This window comes from Epibacterium sp. Ofav1-8 (assembly GCF_022348185.1).
In the GTDB taxonomy this organism is placed as follows: domain Bacteria; phylum Pseudomonadota; class Alphaproteobacteria; order Rhodobacterales; family Rhodobacteraceae; genus Epibacterium.
The window spans coordinates 186,249-206,378 of record NZ_JAKRFD010000005.1; the positions used below are offsets into that span (position 1 = coordinate 186,249).

Sequence of the window (20,130 nt, forward strand, 5' to 3'; positions counted from 1 at the left end):
GGCGCCGCGCCTCTTGTCAGGGGCGCCAGACCGCTCGGGGAAACCTGTTGATTACTCGGCGGCGACGGCGGCCTTTGTGTTGAAACGCTCGATGATCGCTTCGGCACAGTCGCGACCGTCCTTGATCGCCCAGACCACCAGCGACGCGCCGCGCACGATGTCGCCCACGGCATAAACACCATCGAGATTGGTCGCGCCGGTTTTGAACTCCGCCTTGATGGTTCCCCAGCGGGTCACGGGCAGATTTGGTTGGTTCCAGAGCGTCGGCAGCTCCTCGGGTTCAAAGCCAAGCGCCTTGATGACCAGATCGGCGTCTTCGACATAGTCAGCGCCTTCGATCACCTCGGGGGATTGGCGACCCGACGCATCGGGCTGTCCCAGACGCATCTTCTGCACCATGACGCCCGAAACCTTGCCGCCGTCATCGGTGAAGCCTTTGGGGGCGGAGAGCCACTCAAAGATCACACCCTCTTCCTCGGCATTTTGCGTTTCACGCTGCGAGCCGGGCATATTCGCGCGGTCACGACGATAGAGACATTTCACCGACTCGGCGCCCTGACGGACCGATGTCCGCACACAGTCCATCGCGGTGTCACCGCCACCGATGACCACGACTTTCTTGCCCTTGGCATTGAAGGTGCCGTCCTCATACTCGGGCACGGTGTCACCAAAGTTCGCCACCCGGTTGGATGCGGTCAGGAAGTCGATCGCCTTGACGATTCCCGTCGCACCGGAGCCCGGCATGTTCAGATCACGGGATTTATAAACGCCGGTGGCAATGATGACCGCATCATGCTTGGCCCGGATCTCCTCAAACGAGATATCTTCGCCAATGTTGCAGTTCATCACGAAGGTCACGCCACCCTCTGCCAGCAGCTCATTGCGGCGCATGACGATCTCTTTTTCCAGCTTGAAGCCGGGGATGCCATAAGTCAGCAGACCGCCCGCACGATCATAGCGGTCATAGACGGTGACCTGGACACCGGCCTTGCGCAGCATGTCGGCGGCCGCCAGACCACCGGGACCTGCGCCAATGATACCGACGGATTCCTCGCGCTCGGCCCGTGGCGCATTGGGTTTCACCCAGCCTTTGTCCCAGGCGGTGTCAGTGATGTACTTTTCGACCGCACCGATGGTCACGGTGCCATGGCCGGATTGTTCGATCACACAGTTGCCCTCGCAGAGGCGATCCTGCGGGCAGATGCGACCACAGATTTCGGGAAACGTGTTTGTCGCCTGCGAGGTTGCATAGGCTTCCTCAAGCCGCCCGGTTGCGGTCAGACGCAGCCAGTCGGGGATGTTGTTGTGCAAGGGGCAGTGCGACTGGCAGTAGGGCACGCCACACTGGCTGCACCGGCTCGCCTGTTCCTCTGCCTTCACCGCCGCGAATTCCGCGTAGATTTCGTCGAAATCCTCCCTGCGAGTCTCGGCAGTTCGTTTCTCGGGCATATCGCGATCAATGTTCACGAATTTCAGCATCGGTTGCTTGGCCACGGCGAAACTCTCCTTTTGGCTGGCGGCGACAGTATGAATACCTTGAAGCTCCAATTAAAGTCAGTGCTACTGACCTATTTATGGGCTAGCTGTCTGTGAATACTGCTTTTGACAGGCTTGTACAGGGCATTTCAGGTCCGTTTCGGACCTAAATTGCGACTTTCTTATAAAAATAAAGGGGTTATACAAGAGGTGAAATCACGTGCCTTTTGCCGAAACCGCAGCGGACGACCTATCCATGCCTCTGTTTCAGTTGATCCTCATCGCTTTGATTCAAGGCATTACAGAGTTTCTGCCGATCTCATCCTCCGGCCACCTGATTCTCCTGCCCGCGTTGACCGGCCTGCAAGATCAAGGTCAGGCCATCGACGTCGCAGTCCATGTCGGGACCCTACTGGCGGTCATTCTCTACTTCTGGCGAGATGTGAAAACCGGGCTTGCCGGCCTGCCAAGAGCCCTCTGCGGCCATATGGACACGCCCGGAACACGGCTGGCGATGGGGCTGATCGTGGCCACCGTACCGACGGTGGTGTTCGGCATTTTCCTGCACCTCACCGGCCTGAGCGACATGTTGCGCTCGATCGCGGTGATCGGCTGGGCAATGCTGGTGTTTGGTCTTGTTCTCTATGTTGCGGACCAGCGCGGCCACACAGAGAAAACACTGGAGAACTGGGGGCTGCGTGACGCCCTTATCATGGGCCTGTGGCAGATGATTGCCCTGATCCCGGGCACATCCCGCTCCGGTATTACAATCACCGGTGCCCGCCAGCTTGGCTATAGCCGGGAAGAGGGGGCACGGATTGCCATGTTGATGTCGATCCCGACGATCACGGCATCCGGTCTGTTCCTGGGCACGGAGGTGGCGCTGGATGCCAATACGGCGCTGATGCGGGACATGGGCATCGCCGCCGCCCTCGCCATGTTGTCTGCGCTTGCCGCGCTGACCCTGATGATGCGGCTGCTAAGATCGGTCAGCTTCACGCCCTATGTGATCTATCGGGTCATCCTGGGCCTGGTGCTTCTGAGCATCGCCTACAGCTGACGCGCCAACCGCCGAACAACCAGCGTCCGCAGTTCTGCGACGGTTGCGACAGAGCGAAAGCCTCAAACGTCGCCGCGAATGTTCCGGGCGGATCGCATCAGTTCGTCATACTGGCCCGAGGGGCGGAACTTCCACAGGTAGTCCGGTAGCACAGATACCAAGGCCACTGGCTCGATGCCAAGCTCGGCAAAGCCCTTGGCCCCTTCAGCCACCACATTGTCGTTCTTGAGATTCTTGAGCTGATCGCGCGTCAGCAGCGTATTCTCGAACAGCCCGAAAGAGATCGACTGCGCCAGGTCAAAGCTCCATGCCATCACGCGGGCTACGACATGCGGCAGGGACACGACCAGACGACGGCGGTGAATGACCGCCAACATATCCTGCATCAATGCTGAGAACGACTTTACCTCGGGACCGCCAAGCTCGTAGACGCCGGGCGTGATCTCCCCCGTCAGTCCCGCAACCGCTGCCTGCGCCACGTCATCGACATACACGGGCTGAAACCGGCTTTCCCCACCGGCGATCGGCAGGATGGGGCCAAAACGGGTCATGGCGGCGAACCTGTTGAAGAACTGGTCTTCCGCACCAAAAATGACCGACGGTCGCAGGATCATCGCCTCAGGGAAGGCTTCGAGGACCAGATCCTCACCACGGGCCTTGCTTTGCGCATAGACGCTCTCGGCCTGCGAATCCGCGCCGATCGCAGAAACATGGACCAGTTTTCCAACACCGTTTTGCGCTGCAATGCTGGCGATGCGCCCCGCGCCCTCCGCCTGCACCGCCGAAAAGGTATTCTTGCCCACCTCGTTGAGCACGCCAACGCAGTTTACCACCGCGTCGGCGCCAGCCATGACAGCCGCAACGGACTCGTCATTGCGGATATTGCAGAACACCGGCTCGACCTGGCCAGGAACGCCATAGGGTTTGACATGCATCGCCTCGTTGGGGCGCCGGACCGCCACACGGACGCGCCAGCCTGCCTTTGCCATGCGGCGTACGATGTAACGACCGACAAAGCCCGATCCGCCATAGATGGTGACCAGTTTGGACATGACTTGGCTCCTCTCACGTAGCTGTTGTTCCGATTTACCCCTCCAAGCCCTTTGAAACAAGGCGCAAAACGTCGCTGATTGTTCCTGAGCCGCGACCGGGGTCCGGCTCCGTCATCGTATTTTGGAAAAATGTCAAAAATCCATTTGACGCCCCGCCCGACTCTCCTTATACGGCCCTTCACCAACCCGTGCCCAGATGGCGGAATTGGTAGACGCGCTAGCTTCAGGTGCTAGTGTCCGTATGGACGTGGAGGTTCGAGTCCTCTTCTGGGCACCAATTTGGACCTTCCCCAATCCAGTTTTCGCCACCGCCTCATGGATTATGAGCGTATCACTTCGGTCGCCTAGCTTGAGCGATACACGAATGACGCCCATGCCCCGGGTGCGACGATCACCGCAGAAACACAACACCGCGCCGCCGCTGCCCGCAAGAAGCCGTGCGACGGCTCAGGTCACGGGACCCTGGCCCAACTGCTGCCCCCGGCCAGCCAAGGACGTGGCCAGGGGGTGTTGGTTCTATTTGGTGCCGTCAGACGCATTCGGGCGCTGATCTTCCGCGTCGCTCTCCGATGCGCCCTCGGACGAAGGAGCCTCCGTCACGTCCTTGAGATCAGGACCCGGGTCAGGATCGACAATGGTCAATGCACCGGTGCTGTTTTCCGCGCGCCCGGCCAGCAACGGCAACATGGCTGCCCCGGTGGCAGTGCTGAACTCCGGCGCATCAGGGCGCTTCCAGGTCAGCGTATCAAAGCTGGCGCAGTTTTCACATGTCGGCGTCCATGCCGCCTGAATATGATTGCAGCTCTCGCAGACCCACTGCGGACCGCGCGGTGCCGACAGCGCCTTGGTCAGCCAGCCCTGCACCATGGCGTCCGGGCCACCTTCGCCCTTTTCGATCGCGGCCATCAGCGTCAACGCCCGTGCATCCGGCGCCCGATCAACCAGATCGCCCAGCGCCCGGCGCGCTTCGGGGAAATCCTCTGCCACAATCAAAAGCTCTGCCCTGACCAGACGGGTTTCATCATGGTCGGGTTTCACACGCAGCAGGGTCTCGAACCGCTTTACCCGGTCCTGTGCGGTCTCATCCGGCTCGATCTCGGCAAAGGCATGGGCAAGATCGGGATGCGGCTGCGCCTCCCAGGCTTTTTTCAGGATCCGCACGGCGTTGCGCGGCTTGCCTTTGGCGATATAGCTGCGGGCCGCCAGCGCCGCGGCGGGAACCAGATCCGGCGAGAGGCGGTTGGCTTCGATGGCCTGTTCCTGCTGCTCCGGTGAGGCCTCCTCGGACAGAAGCGCCTTGGACGACGACAGCGCCAACACCGCATCCCGACGCTTGAACACCTCCCGCGGGAGTGTCCCGGTCTTGAGCTTTGTCGCCAGCGTCTGTCGCGCACCGGCCCAGTCTTCGGCCTGCGCCTGCAGTTTCAGCAGGGTATCCTGCACTTCCTCATGCTTGGGTCGCAAAGCAAGCGCCTTTTCCGCCAGGTGCCGCGCAGTCTCGGTATCCCCCTCCGACAATTTTTGCTTCATGATTCCGCGCACACCCACAAAACGGGTGGACTGATCCGACAACAGGCGTTTGTAGGCTTCCGACGCCTTGCGGCTGTCACCGGCCATTTCCGCCGCCTGCGCCACAACCAGATCGGTCAGAGCCGGATCCTGAAGGTAGCGTTCGGCGCGTGCCGCTTTGGTCAGTGCGGTGCGTCCCTCGCCAACTGCCAGCGCCATCAGACTGTCGGCAAGCGCCTGATAGCCACGGCGCTCACGTCCCTTGTCGAAATAGCGCGACAGCGCCGTTTCATCGCCGTTCAGAAACCGCAACGTTGCGATCAACAGCGACAGCAGCTTGAAAAACAGCCACGTCAGCACCATCAGAGCCAAGAGGGCGATCACCGATTGCAATGCACCAAGCGTGTACTCCGTGCCCGCAAGGGTGATCTGCACGCCTCCGGCGGTTTCCATCAGGACGCCCGCGCCAAAGGCCAGAAGCGCGACGATCGCGACGAATACGAGAATCTTCAACAATGACCAGAGCATGGCGACGTCCTTAGTTGGCGTTCAGGCTTTGCGAGAGCGCGTCGGTGGCGGCTTCGGCATCAAGGCGCGTGCGCGCCGAGTTCTGCCACGGGGCAAGCTCCTCCTTGGCGCTGTCGGGCAGGGCGGTGAGTTCATCAAGCGCGGCGGAAATGTCTCCGCTCTCCACGGCGGCACCGGCCCGCGACAGGATCGCATCCGGATCATCCCCTTCGCGCGGCGCAACGGAACGGGCCCCCAGGTGACGGTTCACATAGGCCATGAGGCCCCCGCTGCCCTTGGTTTCCTCGCGTGCAGCCGCAAGTGCCGCGCGCGCGGCCGGGGCGAACCCGTCGCGCAGCCCCGCCAGGGTCGCAACACCTGTATCCGCTGCGGACCGAATATCGTCGGGAACCTCGACTTGCAGCCGGCCAAGCTCGTCCACCAGGTCGGCATAGGGCGCACCGGCATCCAGCGCCGACCGCAGCCGCGACACCACGGATTGTGCCGCTGCGATACGGGCGGCCTCTGCGCTTGCGCGTTCCATCTCCTGCGCCTCGGTCACCATGCGCTCCACCTCGGCCTGCTGTTCGCTCAGGCTGTCGCGCACACGCTGGAGTTCCGTTTCAAACGCCGCGACGGCATCCGCGGAAGCCCCCTCGGTGATGGGACGCGCCTCCAGCGCAGCCACGCGGTCGGTGAGGTCCCGAAGCGTTTGCGCCAGTTCCTCGTCGATGCCGGATGCAGGCTGCTCCTGCGTTTGTTGTGCAGCCTCCAGATCGGACAACCGCGCACGAAGCGGGTCCAGGTCAGGCACCTCGATCGCCGCCACGCTGCTGCGCAGATCTGCCACGTCCGATTTCAGATCGGATTGGGCGGTTTGCAAGGGTTCAAGATCGACGCTGGATCCGCGCAAGGACGGGGGCAGGATGCCATCAAGAGCGCCCCCCTGACCCGCGACAAACCCGATGAGCGCGGCCACAACACCGCCAAGGATCGCAGCCCCGAAACCGCCGCGTTTCTCGACGATGCGCTCCTGAACCACAGGCACCGGCGCCGGGTCCTCTGCCGGCGCGTCCTGCGCAGCGGTCTCGGTCTCGGTCTCGGTCTCGGTCTCGGTCTCGGTCTCGGTCTCGGTCTCGGTCTCGGTCTCGGTCTCGGAAACAGGCACCTCGGTTTCCGCAAAGTCGTCAAGCTCTTCTGTCGCGAGCCGCTCCTCAACTTCCTCTGCGCTGACCGTTTCGGAGGCCGCCTCGTGATCCTTCTTCAGATCATCCGCGGAGTCCCCCGGGGCCGGTGTTGCCGCGTCTCCTGATTTCTTGCCTTCAGCCACTCTGGCCTCCCCCGATTCCCCAAACGTGTTCAACACAATACAGGATGACCCTAGTCTCCGGGTCGCTCCGCCTCAACCCGAAGCCAATCCTGTGCGACATCACGCACCAAATCCGCCATCGCCTCGGCTGATGGAAACTTACTTACGTGTCGTGCCCCACTTTGCAAGCGCGGCATGACCTCTGCCACCGCGTCACTCATCGCAATCAGCGACAAATGCGCGGTTTCCGGACATAAGCTGGCAAAATGCGCCGCAGTGCGCGGTGAAAAAAGCGGCACGATCAATGGGACCTGCGTCGCCAGCGCATCCGACGCTTCTGTCGTCAAAGGACAGAGATCCTGACGGTAAATCGCCTGCCCCCTGCACAAAATCCCACCATCGGTCAGACGTTTGGCCACCGCGCCACGGGTGTATTCTCCGTGCAGATGCAGCAAAGCGCCCGCGGGCTGATCCGCGAGCAAGGCCGCAACCAGCGCATCAGCGGTGTCTCCCAGACAATCCGCCTGCCACCCCGCATCGCGCGCCGCCTGGGTTGTGCGTTCCCCAACGCAATAAGCTCTCATACGATGAGGTTGTGCCTCGGATGTGACCCGCACGCCCTCGCCCGAGGTGAAGATCACCGCCTCGATACCGCCGAGATCGATTTTGACCGGCAAGGCAGAGATACGCATCAACGGGGAATGGATCACCGGCAACTGCGCGCGCAGCGCCACTGGAAGAAGCTCCAAAAAACGCTCTCCCGCCTCGCGCGGGCGCGTCATCAGAAGAGCTGGCCCGTTCCTGTGCACCTGCGCGCTCCCGGGATTGTTTGCATCACTTCATGGTGGTAGCCCCGCAGCACAAAGGATGCAACGGTAGGCCCATGACCCAAACGCTCACTCTTCTCGGACTGGAAAGCAGCTGCGACGATACCGCGGCAGCCGTTGTGCGCCAAACAGCGGACGAGCGGGCAGAGATCCTGTCGTCGGTGGTCTTTGGCCAGACCGCGTTGCACAGCGCCTTTGGCGGCGTCGTGCCGGAGATCGCCGCCCGCGCTCACGCGGAAAAGCTCGATACGTGCGTACGGGATGCCTTGTCTGAGGCAAATCTGACGCTGGATGATCTTGACGCCATTGCCGTGACCGCAGGTCCGGGCCTGATCGGCGGCGTGATGTCGGGTGTGATGTGTGCAAAGGGGATCGCGGCGGCAAAGGGGCTGCCTTTGGTGGGTGTTAATCACCTTGCGGGGCATGCGCTGACGCCCCGGCTGACGGATGATGTCGCTTACCCCTATCTGATGCTGTTGGTGTCAGGTGGCCATTGCCAATATCTGATTGCGCGCGGGCCAGAGTCGTTCTCTCGCCTCGGTGGAACGATTGACGATGCGCCGGGTGAGGCGTTTGACAAAACCGCACGTCTGCTTGGCCTGCCACAGCCCGGCGGCCCATCCGTGCAAAAAGAAGCGGAGCACGGCGACCCGGTTCGGTTCCGTTTTCCACGCCCCCTGCTGGACCGCCCCGATTGCAACTTGTCCTTTTCCGGACTGAAGACCGCCTTGATGCGGATGCGGGATCAGATCGTGACGGAGAAAGGCGGCTTGACCCGGCAAGACCGCGCCGATCTCTGCGCCGGTTTTCAGGCTGCCATCGTCGATACATTGGTTGAAAAAACACGCCGCGCGCTCAGGCTCTACCTGGATGAGAACCCCACGCACCCCAGGCTGGCGGTGGCAGGAGGCGTTGCCGCCAATACGGAAATTCGCGCTGGCCTAATGGCGCTTTGCGCCCAATTAGAGACTGATTTCCTCGCACCACCCTTAAATCTATGCACGGACAATGCGGCCATGATCGCCTACGCCGGGCTTGAGCGATTTCGCACCGGCGCACGCGACGGCATGGATTTGGTTGCCCGCCCGCGCTGGCCGCTGGACCAGACCAGCCCCGCGCTTATTGGCAGCGGGAAAAAGGGAGCAAAAGCATGAGCGTCGCGGTCCTCGGCGCAGGTGCTTTTGGCACCGCCCTGGCGATTTCACTGGCGCGCAAAGCACCTGCAACGCTCTGGTGTCGTGATGAGACCCATGCGGCCGAAATGCAGGCCTCTCGGGAAAACACCCGCCGCCTGCCGGACGCGCCCCTGCCCGCGTCCCTGACCGTCACCTCGGACACCGCCTGTTTCGAGGCGCATGATGTGATCCTCCTTGCGGTGCCGATGCAGAAAATGCGCAGCTTTCTGGCGCAGCATCGCACGGCACTTGCGACCAAGACACTGGTGGCCTGTTGCAAAGGGATCGAGCTCGACACTGGGTTGGGTCCGATTTCCGTGCTGCGCGAAGCGGCTCCCGAGGCAACAGCGGCCTTGCTCACTGGCCCCAGTTTTGCCGCAGATATCGCAAAGGGTTTGCCCACCGCGCTGACGCTGGCCTGCGACCCGGACGAGACCGGCAAGACGTTGCAATCCAGCCTTTCCACGGACAATCTGCGGCTCTACCGCACCACGGATCTGGTCGGTGCCGAGATTGGTGGCGCGCTGAAGAACGTCATCGCGATCGCCTGTGGTGCCGTCATCGGCGCACAGTTGGGCGACAGTGCCCGTGCGGCGCTGATGACACGCGGCTATGCAGAGATGCAGCGACTGGCCCTTGCGCGCGGTGCGCGGCCGGAAACCCTCGCCGGACTTTCCGGATTTGGCGATCTGACGCTGACCTGTAGCTCGGAGCAGTCGCGCAACTTCCGCCTTGGCCTCAGCCTGGGGCGTGGCGAAGTTTTTGACCCGTCGATCACCGTTGAAGGCGCCGCGACCGCTCGCGCAACGGCAAAAGCCGCCCAGGTGATGGGACTGGAGATGCCGATCACGCAAACGGTAACCAATTTGCTGGATCAAAGGTTGACGATCTCCGACGCTGCGGATCAATTGCTTAAAAGACCACTCAAAGAGGAATAAAATGCTCATTGCATTGATTGCCCGCGACAAACCCGACCATCTGCAAACCCGTCTCGACAATCGTGCGGCTCATCTGGCCTATATCGAGGAGACCGGAGTTGTCGCCCAAGCGGGCCCTCTGTTGGATCAGGACGGCGAGATGGTTGGCTCACTGGTTATTCTGGACGTCGAAGATATGGCGGCTGGTGAAGCCTGGGCCGCAAATGATCCCTACAACAAGGCCGGTCTTTTTGAAGCGGTCGAGTTGATCACCTGGAAGAAGGTCGTCGGCTGATGGCGTATTGGCTGTTCAAATCCGAACCCAACACCTGGGGCTGGGACGACCAGGTCGCCAAAGGGGATGCTGGCGAGGAATGGGACGGCGTGCGCAACTATCAGGCCCGCAATTTCATGCGGGAGATGAAACTGGGGGATCGCGGGTTCTTCTATCATTCCCTGAAGGAAAAATCCGTGGTCGGGATCGTCGAGGTCTGCGCCGAGGTGCACCCAGACAGCAAAACGGATGATCCACGCTGGGAATGCGTGGACATCAAGGCCATTCGCGCCTTCGTACAGCCGGTTTCTCTGGACCAGATCAAGTCCAACCTCGCCCTGGAAAACATGGTCCTGGTCAAGAACTCGCGGCTCTCGGTCCAGCCCGTGACAGAGGCCGAGTGGAACGAAATCTGCAAGATGGGACACACGCAAGCCGATTGACCGGATCACCCGATCTGGCATTCTTGTCCCGGATCAGTGTCAGGGAGGGACAACGGCTTGGAACTTTTTGGTGTGCTTGTGGCGACACTCGCCGCTTTTGCAGCAGGGGCGGCCTATTACGGCGCATTGGCAGACCCCTGGATGACAGCCTCTGGCATCGAACGCGATGCAGCGGGAAAACCCAAAGGCGGCCAGACCCCGGCCATGTTTGCCATCGGTTTCCTCTGCCAATTGGTGGTCTGCGGCATGATGCGCCATGTGTTCAGCCTGTCCGGTATTGAAACACTCGGCGCCGGTGTTGTGGCGGGGCTGGGCATAGGGTTGTTTTTCATCACGCCCTGGATTGCGCTCAACAACCTCTATGGCATGCGGCCGCGCCTGTTGACGGTGATCGATGGCGGATACGCAACGCTTGCCTGTGCCACCATGGGCCTTGTCCTGACCGTATTCTGATCTGCCGGCAGAGGTGGCGAAACAAAAAGACCGCAGACATCCGCCGCGGCCTTCTCGTCACTCAACACCCACTCCCACCGTGCGCGTTGGATATTGCGCCGTCACTGCGCCGAGAGGCTTCTACCCGAGGCCGCCAACGGCCACAATTCCCGGTGCGCGGCAATCTGGTTAAAACCTGACCGACTGGTCAAAATGTCCACCCCAAACGCAGCTGTCGGCCACAGGGGCTGAGTCAGCCGTAGATCGCCTCTTTGCCGAAATGCTTGGTCAGGAGGTAATAGACCACGGCGCGGTACTTGTTGCGCTCGGACTTGCCATAGATCTCGATGACCTCGTTGATCCCCGCCATCAACTCTGGTCCGTCCGTCAGGCCAAGCTTCTTGATCAGAAAGTTGTTTTTTACCGTTTCCAGCTCCTCGGGCTGGCTGGAGGCAACCGTAGACGCATCCGCATTGTAAATGGCCGGGCCGCAGCCGATCGTCACCTTGGTGAGCAGATCCATGTCCGGCGTCACACCGCATTTGGCCTGCAGATCATCCGCATATTGCGCAATCAGCTCTTCACGTTTGCCCATGGTCACATTCTCCTGTCCTGGATCTGCTGCCTCTTTGGCAGCGTTGCGATGGCGTGACGGTAGGAAGATTCCAAAATCCAACAAAGGGGTTTTTCTTCGCAGTCCACATCAGAAATGCGGTTTGGGATGGTGGGCGGGGCGATGTTCCGTTGGAACGAGCGCCGGACAACATCACGAAAAAACCCGGCGCAATGGCCGGGTTTTCCAATTCTTCAAATATCCGGTCGCTCAGTAGCGGTAGTGTTCCGGCTTGAACGGGCCTTCAGGCTTGACGCCAATATAGGCGGCCTGCTCAGGCGTCAGCTTGGTCAGTTTTGCACCGACACGCTCCAGATGCAGCGCCGCGACTTTCTCATCAAGATGCTTGGGCAGGATATAGACCTTATTGTCGTACTCATCGCCCCGGGTCCACAATTCGATCTGCGCCAGAACCTGGTTGGTAAAGGAGGCAGACATCACGAACGACGGATGCCCGGTCGCATTGCCGAGGTTCAGCAGACGCCCCTCAGAGAGCAGGATGATCCGGTTGCCCGAAGGCATCTCGACCATATCCACCTGTTCCTTGATGTTGGTCCACTTGTGGTTCTTCAGGTTCGCCACCTGAATTTCATTGTCGAAGTGGCCGATATTGCCGACGATGGCCATATCCTTCATCTCGCGCATGTGTTCGATGCGCAGAATGTCCTTGTTGCCGGTGGTGGTGATGAAGATATCCGCGTCCAGCGCCTCTTCCAGCAGAACCACCTCATAACCGTCCATGGCGGCCTGCAACGCGCAGATCGGGTCTGCTTCGGTCACTTTGACCCGCGCACCGGCACCGCTCAGCGACGCGGCAGAGCCTTTGCCCACGTCACCATAGCCACAGACAACGGCAACCTTGCCCGCCATCATGGTGTCGGTGGCGCGGCGAATACCGTCCACGAGGCTCTCTTTGCAGCCGTATTTGTTGTCGAACTTCGACTTGGTGACAGAATCGTTCACGTTGATCGCCGGGAAAGGCAGTTGACCCTGTTTCACCAGCTCATAGAGACGGTGCACACCGGTGGTGGTTTCCTCGGAAACACCCTTGATCTGATCGCGCATCTTGGTGAACCAGCCGGGGGACTGTTCCATCCGCTTCTTGATCTGCGCCTTGATGACCTCTTCTTCCTCGGAGGTCGGAACCGCGATCACGTCTTCACCCGCCTCGGCACGCGCGCCCAGCAGAATATAGAGGGTCGCATCGCCGCCATCATCAAGGATCAGGTTCGGGCCTTCGGGGAACTGGAAGGACCGGTCGAGATAGTCCCAATGCTCCTCAAGGCTCTGACCCTTGATCGCAAAAACCGGAACACCCGCTTCGGCGATGACCGCAGCAGCATGATCCTGGGTCGAAAAGATGTTGCACGACGCCCAACGCACATCGGCACCCAACGCCACCAGCGTTTCGATCAGCACAGCGGTCTGGATCGTCATATGCAGCGAGCCGACAATGCGGGAGCCCTTCAGCGGCTTTTCCTCACCGTATTCCTTACGCAGCGCCATCAGGCCCGGCATTTCGGTTTCTGCAATGTCCAGCTCTTTGCGGCCAAAGCCCGCCAGCGCGATGTCCTTGACGATATAATCTCCGGCCATGTTCTGCTCCGTTTGAGATTTCAACAGGTTTCTTGGTTTTGGGAGGTAACACCGCAAAGGTTGATAAGCAACGAAGATGGCGTCGGACATCTGCCATACCGATCTCCGGAATCGCACCGGACCGCGTCAGCTGGCCGGATCGTTGCGTCGGTCATGCTCCGGGACGATGAAGTAGTGCTGACCCGAGGCCACCAGACAGCTCAGTCCCGTCGGATGGGACAGCAATACGGTAAAGGTACCGCTTCCCTGCGAGGACCAGATCTCGACGATCACGTCCACGGGTCGCCCTTTCTGCAACCCCGCCGAACTCAGACTTTCATCGAACTGGTGTTTCAACCGCTCAACGATCACCTCGCGCGGGGCGCAGGTCTGTGCCTGTGCCGGCGGCGCGATCGCCGCCATGCCAAATACCAATGCCGCGGATATGAGACGTTTGAACACTGTGCTTCTCCTTTCCTGTGTGAGCACCGGAAAAGGGCAAGCCATGTCGGGGACGCGCCCCTTTCAATCTATATTTGATGTCTGAACTGGCCTGTATCAACCAGCATCCTCGTCAACTCATCGTTTCTGGATGTGAAGATTTATGGAGATTTCACGCCCGTTTTGCCCGGGCATTGTGGGTTTGCAACCGGCTGACGACGGGGGTAGCTAGTGCCCAGCGCGACAACGACGGATGACCTCATGCCCCCTAAATCCCCCCGTGCCTGGCAACGAATGCTGTCCGGGCGCCGCCTTGATCTGCTGGACCCGACGCCGGTCGACATCGAGATCGAGGATATAGCGCATGGACTGGCCTTTGTGGCGCGCTGGAACGGGCAGACGCGCGGAGATTTCGCCTATTCCGTCGCCGAACACTCGCTGCTGGTGGAGGATATTCACGGCCGTATGTATCCCAAGGCACCGGTCAAATGGAAACTTGCGGCGCTTTTGCACGATGCGCCGGAATATGTGATCGGCGACATGATTTCGCCGGTCAAGGCAGCGGTCGGCTCCGGCTATGGAGAGCTGGATGCGCGGCTGACGTCGGCGATCCACATCCGGTTCGGTCTTCCGGCCGCGCTTCCCAAGACGGTCAAGGCGCAGATCAAACGCGCGGACAAGGTCTCCGCCTGGATGGAAGCGGTCCAGATTGCCGGGTTTTCAGAGGCCGAGGCGACGAAATTCTTCGGCAGACCCAATGCCGAGTTGATCGAGGGGCTGGAGATTCACCTGCGCCCGCCCGTCGAGGTGCGTCGGGATTTTGTCAGCCGTCACGAGGCGCTGTTGCAGCAGCTCTGACAGTCATCCGTCATTCTGCGCGGCCTGCCTGGCTTCGCGCCGCGCGCGCCGTGCCGCGCGGCGGGCACGACGTTCCGCGCGCTCCTGCTCCTCACGCGCCTTGCGAAACTCGGGCGACTCGACAAAACGGTGGCTCTTGATGCCCTTGTCCCTGAGCAGCTGTTGGCGTGCGGCGTCATCCAGCACTGGCCAGTTTTTACCGCCCTTGATGAACCCGCCGGCCTTCAGCGCCCGTCCGATCACGGAATGGTCCAGCTCTCCGAAACTCAGGCGACTGGAGCGCTGCTTGCCCTTGGGCACCCATTCCGTGCGCAGGGCCCCGATCACCAGGGGATCACATTTGCAGAAGTGCCGCACATTGTCGGTCAGCAAGGTATGCGCGGTCGACTTGCGCCGCAGCACCATTGCCACCTTCTGGTCCGGCCGTCCCACCATCGCATAGAGATGCAGCGCGGAGCCATCAGCCGCGATGATCTTCCGCGCCGCCTTGTAGCGCGCCAGTTGTGCGGACAGGCTGTGCTCCTGAGGGTGGAAAATCTCGTAGCCTTCGGCCGCGAGATAGGCTTCCATCTGCTCTTCCCCGAGGAGCCCGCCTTTGCCAAGCCCAAGTTTCGAGCGCGAAATATAGAGTTTCTCCGGCCCCTCGGGGGTAATATCGCGGGCAAACTGCGCGTGAATGGCATTGCGATAGCTGCGTGTCGCCTGGGTAATTTCGCCCAGTCCGAAACCCTGCCCGGGCACCACCAGTTCCTGAACCCGGGACGGCTCCGCCGCCACGCGCACCGGCAGGCCCGGCTGCATCAAATGGACGAACTCGGACTGAAATCCGCGCACCTGGTCCCCCACGGCGGGCCGTTTGGGGATGAACAACACGCCATCCACCGGCGCATCCAGATTGGCCAGCGCCCAGAGACGGGCAGTGCTCTCCACGAGGAAATGCCCGAAATGCGCCCAGAGCACCCCACCCCAGAGCCAACGCCCGGAGATTTCCTGTGAAATCTCCTCCGGCATATCCGGTTCGGTGGTTATGGGGCGGTGGCGCCGCCACAGGGCGCCCTCGGGGCAATAGCTGCCGTCCGCGTGCAACAGCCCCGCAGCTTGCACCATTCCGCTCTCGACCGGCGGCACGACGGTGACATTGCGCAACACCGTCGTCTCCTCGGACCAACCGCCCTTTGGCGAAGGACGGTTCAATGGATCGGGCTCGCCGGCTGTGCGCATACGCTGACCTTACTTGGGGCTGCGTTTGGCAAGAATGCGCTGCAAGGTCCTGCGATGCATGTTCAGACGGCGCGCGGTTTCCGAGACATTGCGATCACAGAGCTCATACACCCGCTGAATATGCTCCCAGCGCACACGATCCGCGCTCATCGGGTTCTCCGGCGGCGGCGGCAAGGCGTCATCGCCGGCGAGCAGCGCATTGGTGATGTCGGTCGCATCCGCCGGTTTGGACAGGTAATCCGTCGCCCCGATCTTGACCGCCGCAACGGCCGTGGCGATCGCACCATAGCCGGTCAACACGACGATGCGGCTGTCGGGCCGTTTTTCCCGCAGCACCTCGACCACATCAAGACCATTGCCATCTTCGAGGCGCAGATCCACCACCGCATAGGCGGGGGGCCGCGCGGTCACGATCGCTTGCCCGGAGGCCACGGAGTCCGCTGTCTCCACGGCAAAGCCGCGTTTCTCCATCGCCTTGGCCAGACGGCGCAGAAACGGTTCGTCATCATCGACCAAGAGGAGCGAGGGGTCAGGTCCAACCTCGGACTGAACTGCTTCGGCCATTCACTTTCCTTCCAGCGTCAAACGCATTTGTTTCCAGAGATATTACGTCCCGCAAGAAAAACGTCAAATCTCCACCGGCATCAGCTGTTGTCGATGAAACAGGCCACACGGTCGGCCATCTGCTCCGGCGTCACATCACGGCGGAAGAAATCCACAAACCCGTGCTCGGGCAGCACCAGATAGGACATGGTGGTGTGATCCACGAGATAGTAATCCTCATCGCCCTCCTGCACCTTGTAATAGGTCTTGTAGGCCTGGCTTGCAGCCTTGACCTGTTCCGGCGATCCGGTCAGCCCGATCATCTTTTCATGCAGGTTATAGGCAAAATCGCCAACCACTTCGGGTGTGTCGCGCTTGGGGTCGATCGAGATGAAGACCGGCGTGGTGGAGTAGCCACGTTCGTTCAGCACATCCACCGCCTCTGCATTGCGGGCCGTATCCAGCGGGCAGACATCGGGGCAGAAGGTATAGCCGAAATAGAGGATCGAGGGTTCCGTGATCACATCTGCGTCAGTGACCGTCTCTCCCTTTGCATTCACCAGTTCGAAGGGCCCGCCGATCGCATCGGTGCCACCCGCAACGCTGCTGGCACGGCATTGGGCAAAGCTATCGCCGGATCCTCCGCGCAAGGTCATGTACCAGATCCCCCCCAACAGGGCGACGACGCCGGCAAACGCCAGAATTGCAATGTTTCGAACCATGTCTCGTTTCCTCATTGAGCCCAGCGGGACAAGCACGCAGGGAAAACGTGCCGCAGTTGATCCCGATCCGCGCCAGACCTATCAACAATTACCGGCGATGCAACGGGAGCAAACGTCACATGAGTGAGACCACCTTTGGACTGATGTCCGGCCAGAAACGCAGCCACTGGATCCGGCTGCGCACATTGATCTTGCTGCGCTGGGTGGCGATCGTCGGACAGGCCACTGCCATTGGCGTGGCTCAGATGCAGTACGACCTCCAGCTGTCGGTCTTGCCATGCTATCTGGCGATCGGGATTTCCGCGCTGGCCAATCTGGTCGCGCTGATCGTGTTCCCGGAAAACAAGCGCCTGACGGAGTTCCAGAACTTCCTGATGGTGCTGTTTGACCTGCTGCAACTGTGCTTCCTGCTCTATATGACCGGCGGGCTGAACAACCCCTTTGCCTTGCTCGTGCTTGGCCCGGTGACAATCTCAGCCTCGGTGATGGGGCTGCGCTCCACGCTCATCATCGGCACCAGTGCCATCATCCTGGTTTCGCTGCTGGTGCCGTTCCACATGCCGCTTGAAACCGCGCAGGGAGAGATCCTGCACATGCCGACCTTGTTCGTGTTCGGACACTGGGCGGCACTGATCATCGCGATTCTGTTCATTGGCGCCTATTCCTATCGGATCAGCGCCGAGATCCGGTCGATGTCGGACGCATTGGCCGCCACCCAGTTTGCCCTGTCCCGCGAACAGAAGCTCACCGATCTGGGCGGCGTCATCGCGGCGGCAGCGCATGAGTTGGGCACCCCGCTGGCCACCATCAAGCTCACCAGCTCTGAACTGATCGAAGAACTGGACGATCATCCGGATCTGCAGGAGGACGCGCGATTGATCCGCGAGCAGGCCGACCGCTGCCGTGACATCCTGCGCAGCATGGGACGGGCGGGAAAGGATGATCTGCACTTGCGCCAGACCCCTCTGTCCGCCCTGGTGCACGAGGCTGCGGAGCCGCATTTTGATCGCGGCAAGGACATTCATTTCAGCGAACACCCCGCGGCGGGGGACGACCTGCATCAGCCCAGCATCCTGCGCAAACCGGAGATCATTCACGGGCTGCGCAACCTGGTTCAGAACGCTGTGGATTTTGCACAGGCCAAGGTCTGGATCGAACTGCATTGGAGCGAGGACAGCGTGTCGGTGCGGATCTGCGATGATGGCAACGGGTTTCCGGGGCACCTGCTCGGGCGGCTCGGCGATCCGTTCATGCGCCGTCGCGCACCGCATGCGGATCGCGGCAAACGCCCGGAATACGAAGGCATGGGGCTTGGTCTGTTCATCGCAAAAACACTGCTGGAGCGCACCGGCGCCAGGCTGGAGTTCGCCAATGGACGGGATGTACGGATCTCGCAAAACCTGACACCAACGCAGCAGGGCGCGCTGATCACCGTCACCTGGCCGCGCCGCAAGATCGATGCGATCCACGGCGATACCCCGGTTCCCTCCGGAGAAAATATTCCCATACAGTTTTAAGTATTCACTTTTGGGAAACCAATTAAACTTCGTTTAACCATTGTGGGGGAACATACGCTCAAGGAGAACAAGCGAGGCAGTGTCCATGCAGAATTTGATGTCCGTAGAGTGGTTCGTTCTGGTGACCCTATGTATCGCCAGCGCCGCGGTCGCCGTCTGGTTCCTCAGCCCCCGCACCGAGCGCAAGGGAATGGAACATGATCTGCTGATTGCAGACGGTCGCACAGACGCCGTGTTTCTGTTTGACGATCAGACCCTGATCGCCTGGTCCTCTGGCGCGCGCAAATTCCTGGGCGACGATGCCGAGAGCTTCAGCTGGACAAAACTGCGCGACAAGCTTTCGCGCAGTTACCCGGGCCTGCCGCAATCTCCGGGATTTCTACGCGATGTTGGCTCCCTGACGCTTTCGGGCACCGCAGAGGCGGATAGCCGCGAAGCACATTGCGAATGGATCGACGGTGTCACCCGGGTGCAGCTGCGCCGCAGCGCCTCGGAGCTTGGCCAACCCGGCGACGACCAGGAACTGACCACCCTGCGGGCAGCCGTGCATCAGGCACCCTACCCGGTCTGGCTGCAATCGGACGATGCCCGTGTCACCTGGACCAACCTCGCCTATGACCGGCTGAACCAGAAAATCCGGGGGCGCGGCAATGATACCTCTGCGCCGCTGTTTCCCAATCTTGATGCCCCGATGAACAGTGGCCGTGCGGAGCGGATCTCTGTCGAATTGCCCGAGACCGACAAGAAGCTCTGGTACAATGTGTCTACCACCGAGACCGAAGCGGGCTGGTTGTGCCATGCGATGGATGTGAACGCCGTGGTGGACGCCGAAGTCGCCCAGCGCAATTTCGTGCAGACCTTGGCCAAAACCTTTGCCCAGCTGTCGATCGGGCTTGCGATCTTTGACCGCAATCGGCAACTGGTGCTGTTCAACCCGGTATTGATCGACCTGACCGCGCTGCCCGCCAGTTTTCTCAGCTCGCGGCCCAACATGATGTCCTTCTTCGACCGCCTGCGCGACCAGCGCATGATGCCGGAACCAAAGAATTATTCCAGCTGGCGGCACCAGATGGCGGATCTGCTCGAAGCGGCGGCAGAGGGACGCTATCAGGAAACCTGGTCCCTGCCGTCCGGCTCGGTCTACTCGGTGTCCGGCCGCCCGCATCCCGATGGGGCCATTGCCTTCCTGTTCGAAGACATCACCGCAGAGATCACGCTGACCCGTCAATTCCGCTCTGAACTGGAGCTTGGCCAGTCGATCCTGGATCACATGGACGACGCCTTTGCGGTTTTTGGCACCGACGGCAACATGGTCTACTCCAACACGGCCTACCACAAGATGTGGAAAACCGATCCCGAGGCAAGCTTTGCCAAGATCACCGTGACCGATGCCTGCCGCACCTGGCAGGAACTGTCGGGACCAACCCCGACCTGGGGCGAAATCCGCGACTTCATCGCCGGTGGAACGGAGGATCGGTCGGACTGGTGGTCGCGTGTGAACATGCGAAACGGCGATCAATTGCTCTGCCGGGTGCAATCGCTTCAGAACGGATCCACCATGGTGCGTTTCCAGCAGGTTGGACTGCCCCTCGCCCCGCCGGAAGATGAGCGTTTCGCGGCCTCCAGAGAAGGCTGAACCCGCTTGCGGAGCCCTGCGCG

At 61.0% G+C, this 20,130-nt stretch carries 20 protein-coding genes and 1 tRNA gene; 10 read left to right on the top strand and 11 right to left on the bottom strand.

The features are described from left to right. Positions 1-51: 51 nt before the first annotated feature. Positions 52-1,494 carry an NAD(P)-dependent oxidoreductase gene (locus MHM97_RS10070; protein WP_239322235.1) on the bottom strand — a complete coding sequence of 481 codons (1,443 nt, stop codon included), beginning with the start codon at positions 1,492-1,494 and terminating at the stop codon, positions 52-54. A gap of 238 nt (positions 1,495-1,732) precedes the next feature. On the opposite strand from MHM97_RS10070, the gene MHM97_RS10075 reads away from it, so the two are divergent. Beyond that, positions 1,733-2,536, top strand: coding sequence for an undecaprenyl-diphosphate phosphatase (locus MHM97_RS10075; protein WP_239322236.1), 804 nt, complete (start codon positions 1,733-1,735; stop codon positions 2,534-2,536). A gap of 62 nt (positions 2,537-2,598) precedes the next feature. Here MHM97_RS10075 and MHM97_RS10080 read toward each other — a convergent pair whose 3' ends face one another. Continuing rightward, on the bottom strand, positions 2,599-3,588 hold the full coding sequence (locus MHM97_RS10080) for a complex I NDUFA9 subunit family protein (RefSeq protein ID WP_239322237.1): 990 nt from the start codon (positions 3,586-3,588) through the stop codon (positions 2,599-2,601). Between the two features lie 190 nt (positions 3,589-3,778). On the opposite strand from MHM97_RS10080, the gene MHM97_RS10085 reads away from it, so the two are divergent. After that, positions 3,779-3,865: transfer RNA gene (locus MHM97_RS10085), tRNA-Leu, on the top strand. 239 nt (positions 3,866-4,104) lie between these two features. Here MHM97_RS10085 and MHM97_RS10090 read toward each other — a convergent pair. Genes MHM97_RS10090 through MHM97_RS10100 form a run of 3 tightly spaced genes read right to left on the bottom strand, consistent with a single transcriptional unit; the run spans position 4,105 to position 7,662 of the window. Then, a complete protein-coding gene (locus MHM97_RS10090) occupies positions 4,105-5,625 on the bottom strand; it encodes a heme biosynthesis protein HemY (RefSeq protein ID WP_239322238.1) in 1,521 nt (506 codons plus the stop codon). A gap of 10 nt (positions 5,626-5,635) precedes the next feature. Continuing rightward, positions 5,636-6,934: a COG4223 family protein gene (locus MHM97_RS10095; protein WP_239322239.1), complete on the bottom strand. Its 1,299-nt coding sequence runs from the start codon at positions 6,932-6,934 to the stop codon at positions 5,636-5,638. Positions 6,935-6,984: 50 nt separating this feature from the next. Beyond that, positions 6,985-7,662 (bottom strand): uroporphyrinogen-III synthase, encoded by a 678-nt coding sequence (locus tag MHM97_RS10100; RefSeq protein WP_370645715.1) that lies wholly within the window; start codon positions 7,660-7,662, stop codon positions 6,985-6,987. Positions 7,663-7,796: 134 nt separating this feature from the next. On the opposite strand from MHM97_RS10100, the gene tsaD reads away from it, so the two are divergent. Genes tsaD through MHM97_RS10125 form a run of 5 tightly spaced genes read left to right on the top strand, consistent with a single transcriptional unit; the run spans position 7,797 to position 11,002 of the window. After that, positions 7,797-8,894, top strand: coding sequence for a tRNA (adenosine(37)-N6)-threonylcarbamoyltransferase complex transferase subunit TsaD (gene tsaD / locus MHM97_RS10105; RefSeq protein ID WP_239322241.1), 1,098 nt, complete (start codon positions 7,797-7,799; stop codon positions 8,892-8,894). Next, complete coding sequence (locus MHM97_RS10110; RefSeq protein WP_239322242.1) at positions 8,891-9,853, top strand: NAD(P)H-dependent glycerol-3-phosphate dehydrogenase; 963 nt, start codon at positions 8,891-8,893, stop codon at positions 9,851-9,853. The genes tsaD and MHM97_RS10110 overlap by 4 nt, the downstream gene beginning before the upstream one ends. A gap of 1 nt (position 9,854) precedes the next feature. Then, positions 9,855-10,127, top strand: a complete 273-nt coding sequence (locus tag MHM97_RS10115) for a YciI family protein (protein ID WP_239322243.1) — start codon at positions 9,855-9,857, stop codon at positions 10,125-10,127. Next, positions 10,127-10,549 (top strand): EVE domain-containing protein, encoded by a 423-nt coding sequence (locus MHM97_RS10120; protein ID WP_239322244.1) that lies wholly within the window; start codon positions 10,127-10,129, stop codon positions 10,547-10,549. Before MHM97_RS10115 ends, MHM97_RS10120 begins: the two co-directional genes overlap by 1 nt. 57 nt (positions 10,550-10,606) lie before the next feature. Further along, positions 10,607-11,002: a DUF1761 domain-containing protein gene (locus MHM97_RS10125; protein ID WP_239322245.1), complete on the top strand. Its 396-nt coding sequence runs from the start codon at positions 10,607-10,609 to the stop codon at positions 11,000-11,002. A gap of 232 nt (positions 11,003-11,234) precedes the next feature. Here MHM97_RS10125 and MHM97_RS10130 read toward each other — a convergent pair whose 3' ends face one another. From MHM97_RS10130 to MHM97_RS10140, 3 genes are all read right to left on the bottom strand, one after another. Next, positions 11,235-11,576 carry a DUF2853 family protein gene (locus tag MHM97_RS10130; protein WP_239322246.1) on the bottom strand — a complete coding sequence of 114 codons (342 nt, stop codon included), beginning with the start codon at positions 11,574-11,576 and terminating at the stop codon, positions 11,235-11,237. 228 nt (positions 11,577-11,804) lie between these two features. Next, positions 11,805-13,190, bottom strand: coding sequence for an adenosylhomocysteinase (gene ahcY, locus MHM97_RS10135; RefSeq protein ID WP_239322247.1), 1,386 nt, complete (start codon positions 13,188-13,190; stop codon positions 11,805-11,807). A 126-nt stretch (positions 13,191-13,316) separates the two neighbouring features. Then, positions 13,317-13,631 (bottom strand): hypothetical protein, encoded by a 315-nt coding sequence (locus tag MHM97_RS10140; RefSeq protein ID WP_239322248.1) that lies wholly within the window; start codon positions 13,629-13,631, stop codon positions 13,317-13,319. A 240-nt stretch (positions 13,632-13,871) separates the two neighbouring features. Between MHM97_RS10140 and MHM97_RS10145 the strand changes: the two genes are divergently transcribed. After that, positions 13,872-14,468 carry an HD family hydrolase gene (locus tag MHM97_RS10145; protein ID WP_239322249.1) on the top strand — a complete coding sequence of 199 codons (597 nt, stop codon included), beginning with the start codon at positions 13,872-13,874 and terminating at the stop codon, positions 14,466-14,468. 3 nt (positions 14,469-14,471) lie between these two features. Here the strand turns inward: MHM97_RS10145 and MHM97_RS10150 are convergent, their stop codons facing one another. The 3 genes from MHM97_RS10150 to MHM97_RS10160 form a co-directional block, all read right to left on the bottom strand. Then, on the bottom strand, positions 14,472-15,689 hold the full coding sequence (locus MHM97_RS10150) for a glycosyltransferase 61 family protein (protein WP_239322250.1): 1,218 nt from the start codon (positions 15,687-15,689) through the stop codon (positions 14,472-14,474). A 9-nt stretch (positions 15,690-15,698) separates the two neighbouring features. Further along, positions 15,699-16,253, bottom strand: coding sequence for an ActR/PrrA/RegA family redox response regulator transcription factor (locus tag MHM97_RS10155; protein WP_239322251.1), 555 nt, complete (start codon positions 16,251-16,253; stop codon positions 15,699-15,701). An 80-nt stretch (positions 16,254-16,333) separates the two neighbouring features. Next, entirely contained in the window at positions 16,334-16,954 is a 621-nt protein-coding gene (locus MHM97_RS10160; RefSeq protein ID WP_239322252.1) for an SCO family protein, read from the bottom strand. A 119-nt stretch (positions 16,955-17,073) separates the two neighbouring features. Between MHM97_RS10160 and regB the strand changes: the two genes are divergently transcribed. Next, entirely contained in the window at positions 17,074-18,471 is a 1,398-nt protein-coding gene (regB, locus tag MHM97_RS10165; protein WP_239322253.1) for a sensor histidine kinase RegB, read from the top strand. Positions 18,472-18,556: 85 nt separating this feature from the next. Beyond that, on the top strand, positions 18,557-20,107 hold the full coding sequence (locus tag MHM97_RS10170; protein WP_239322254.1) for a PAS-domain containing protein: 1,551 nt from the start codon (positions 18,557-18,559) through the stop codon (positions 20,105-20,107). Positions 20,108-20,130 lie beyond the last annotated feature (23 nt).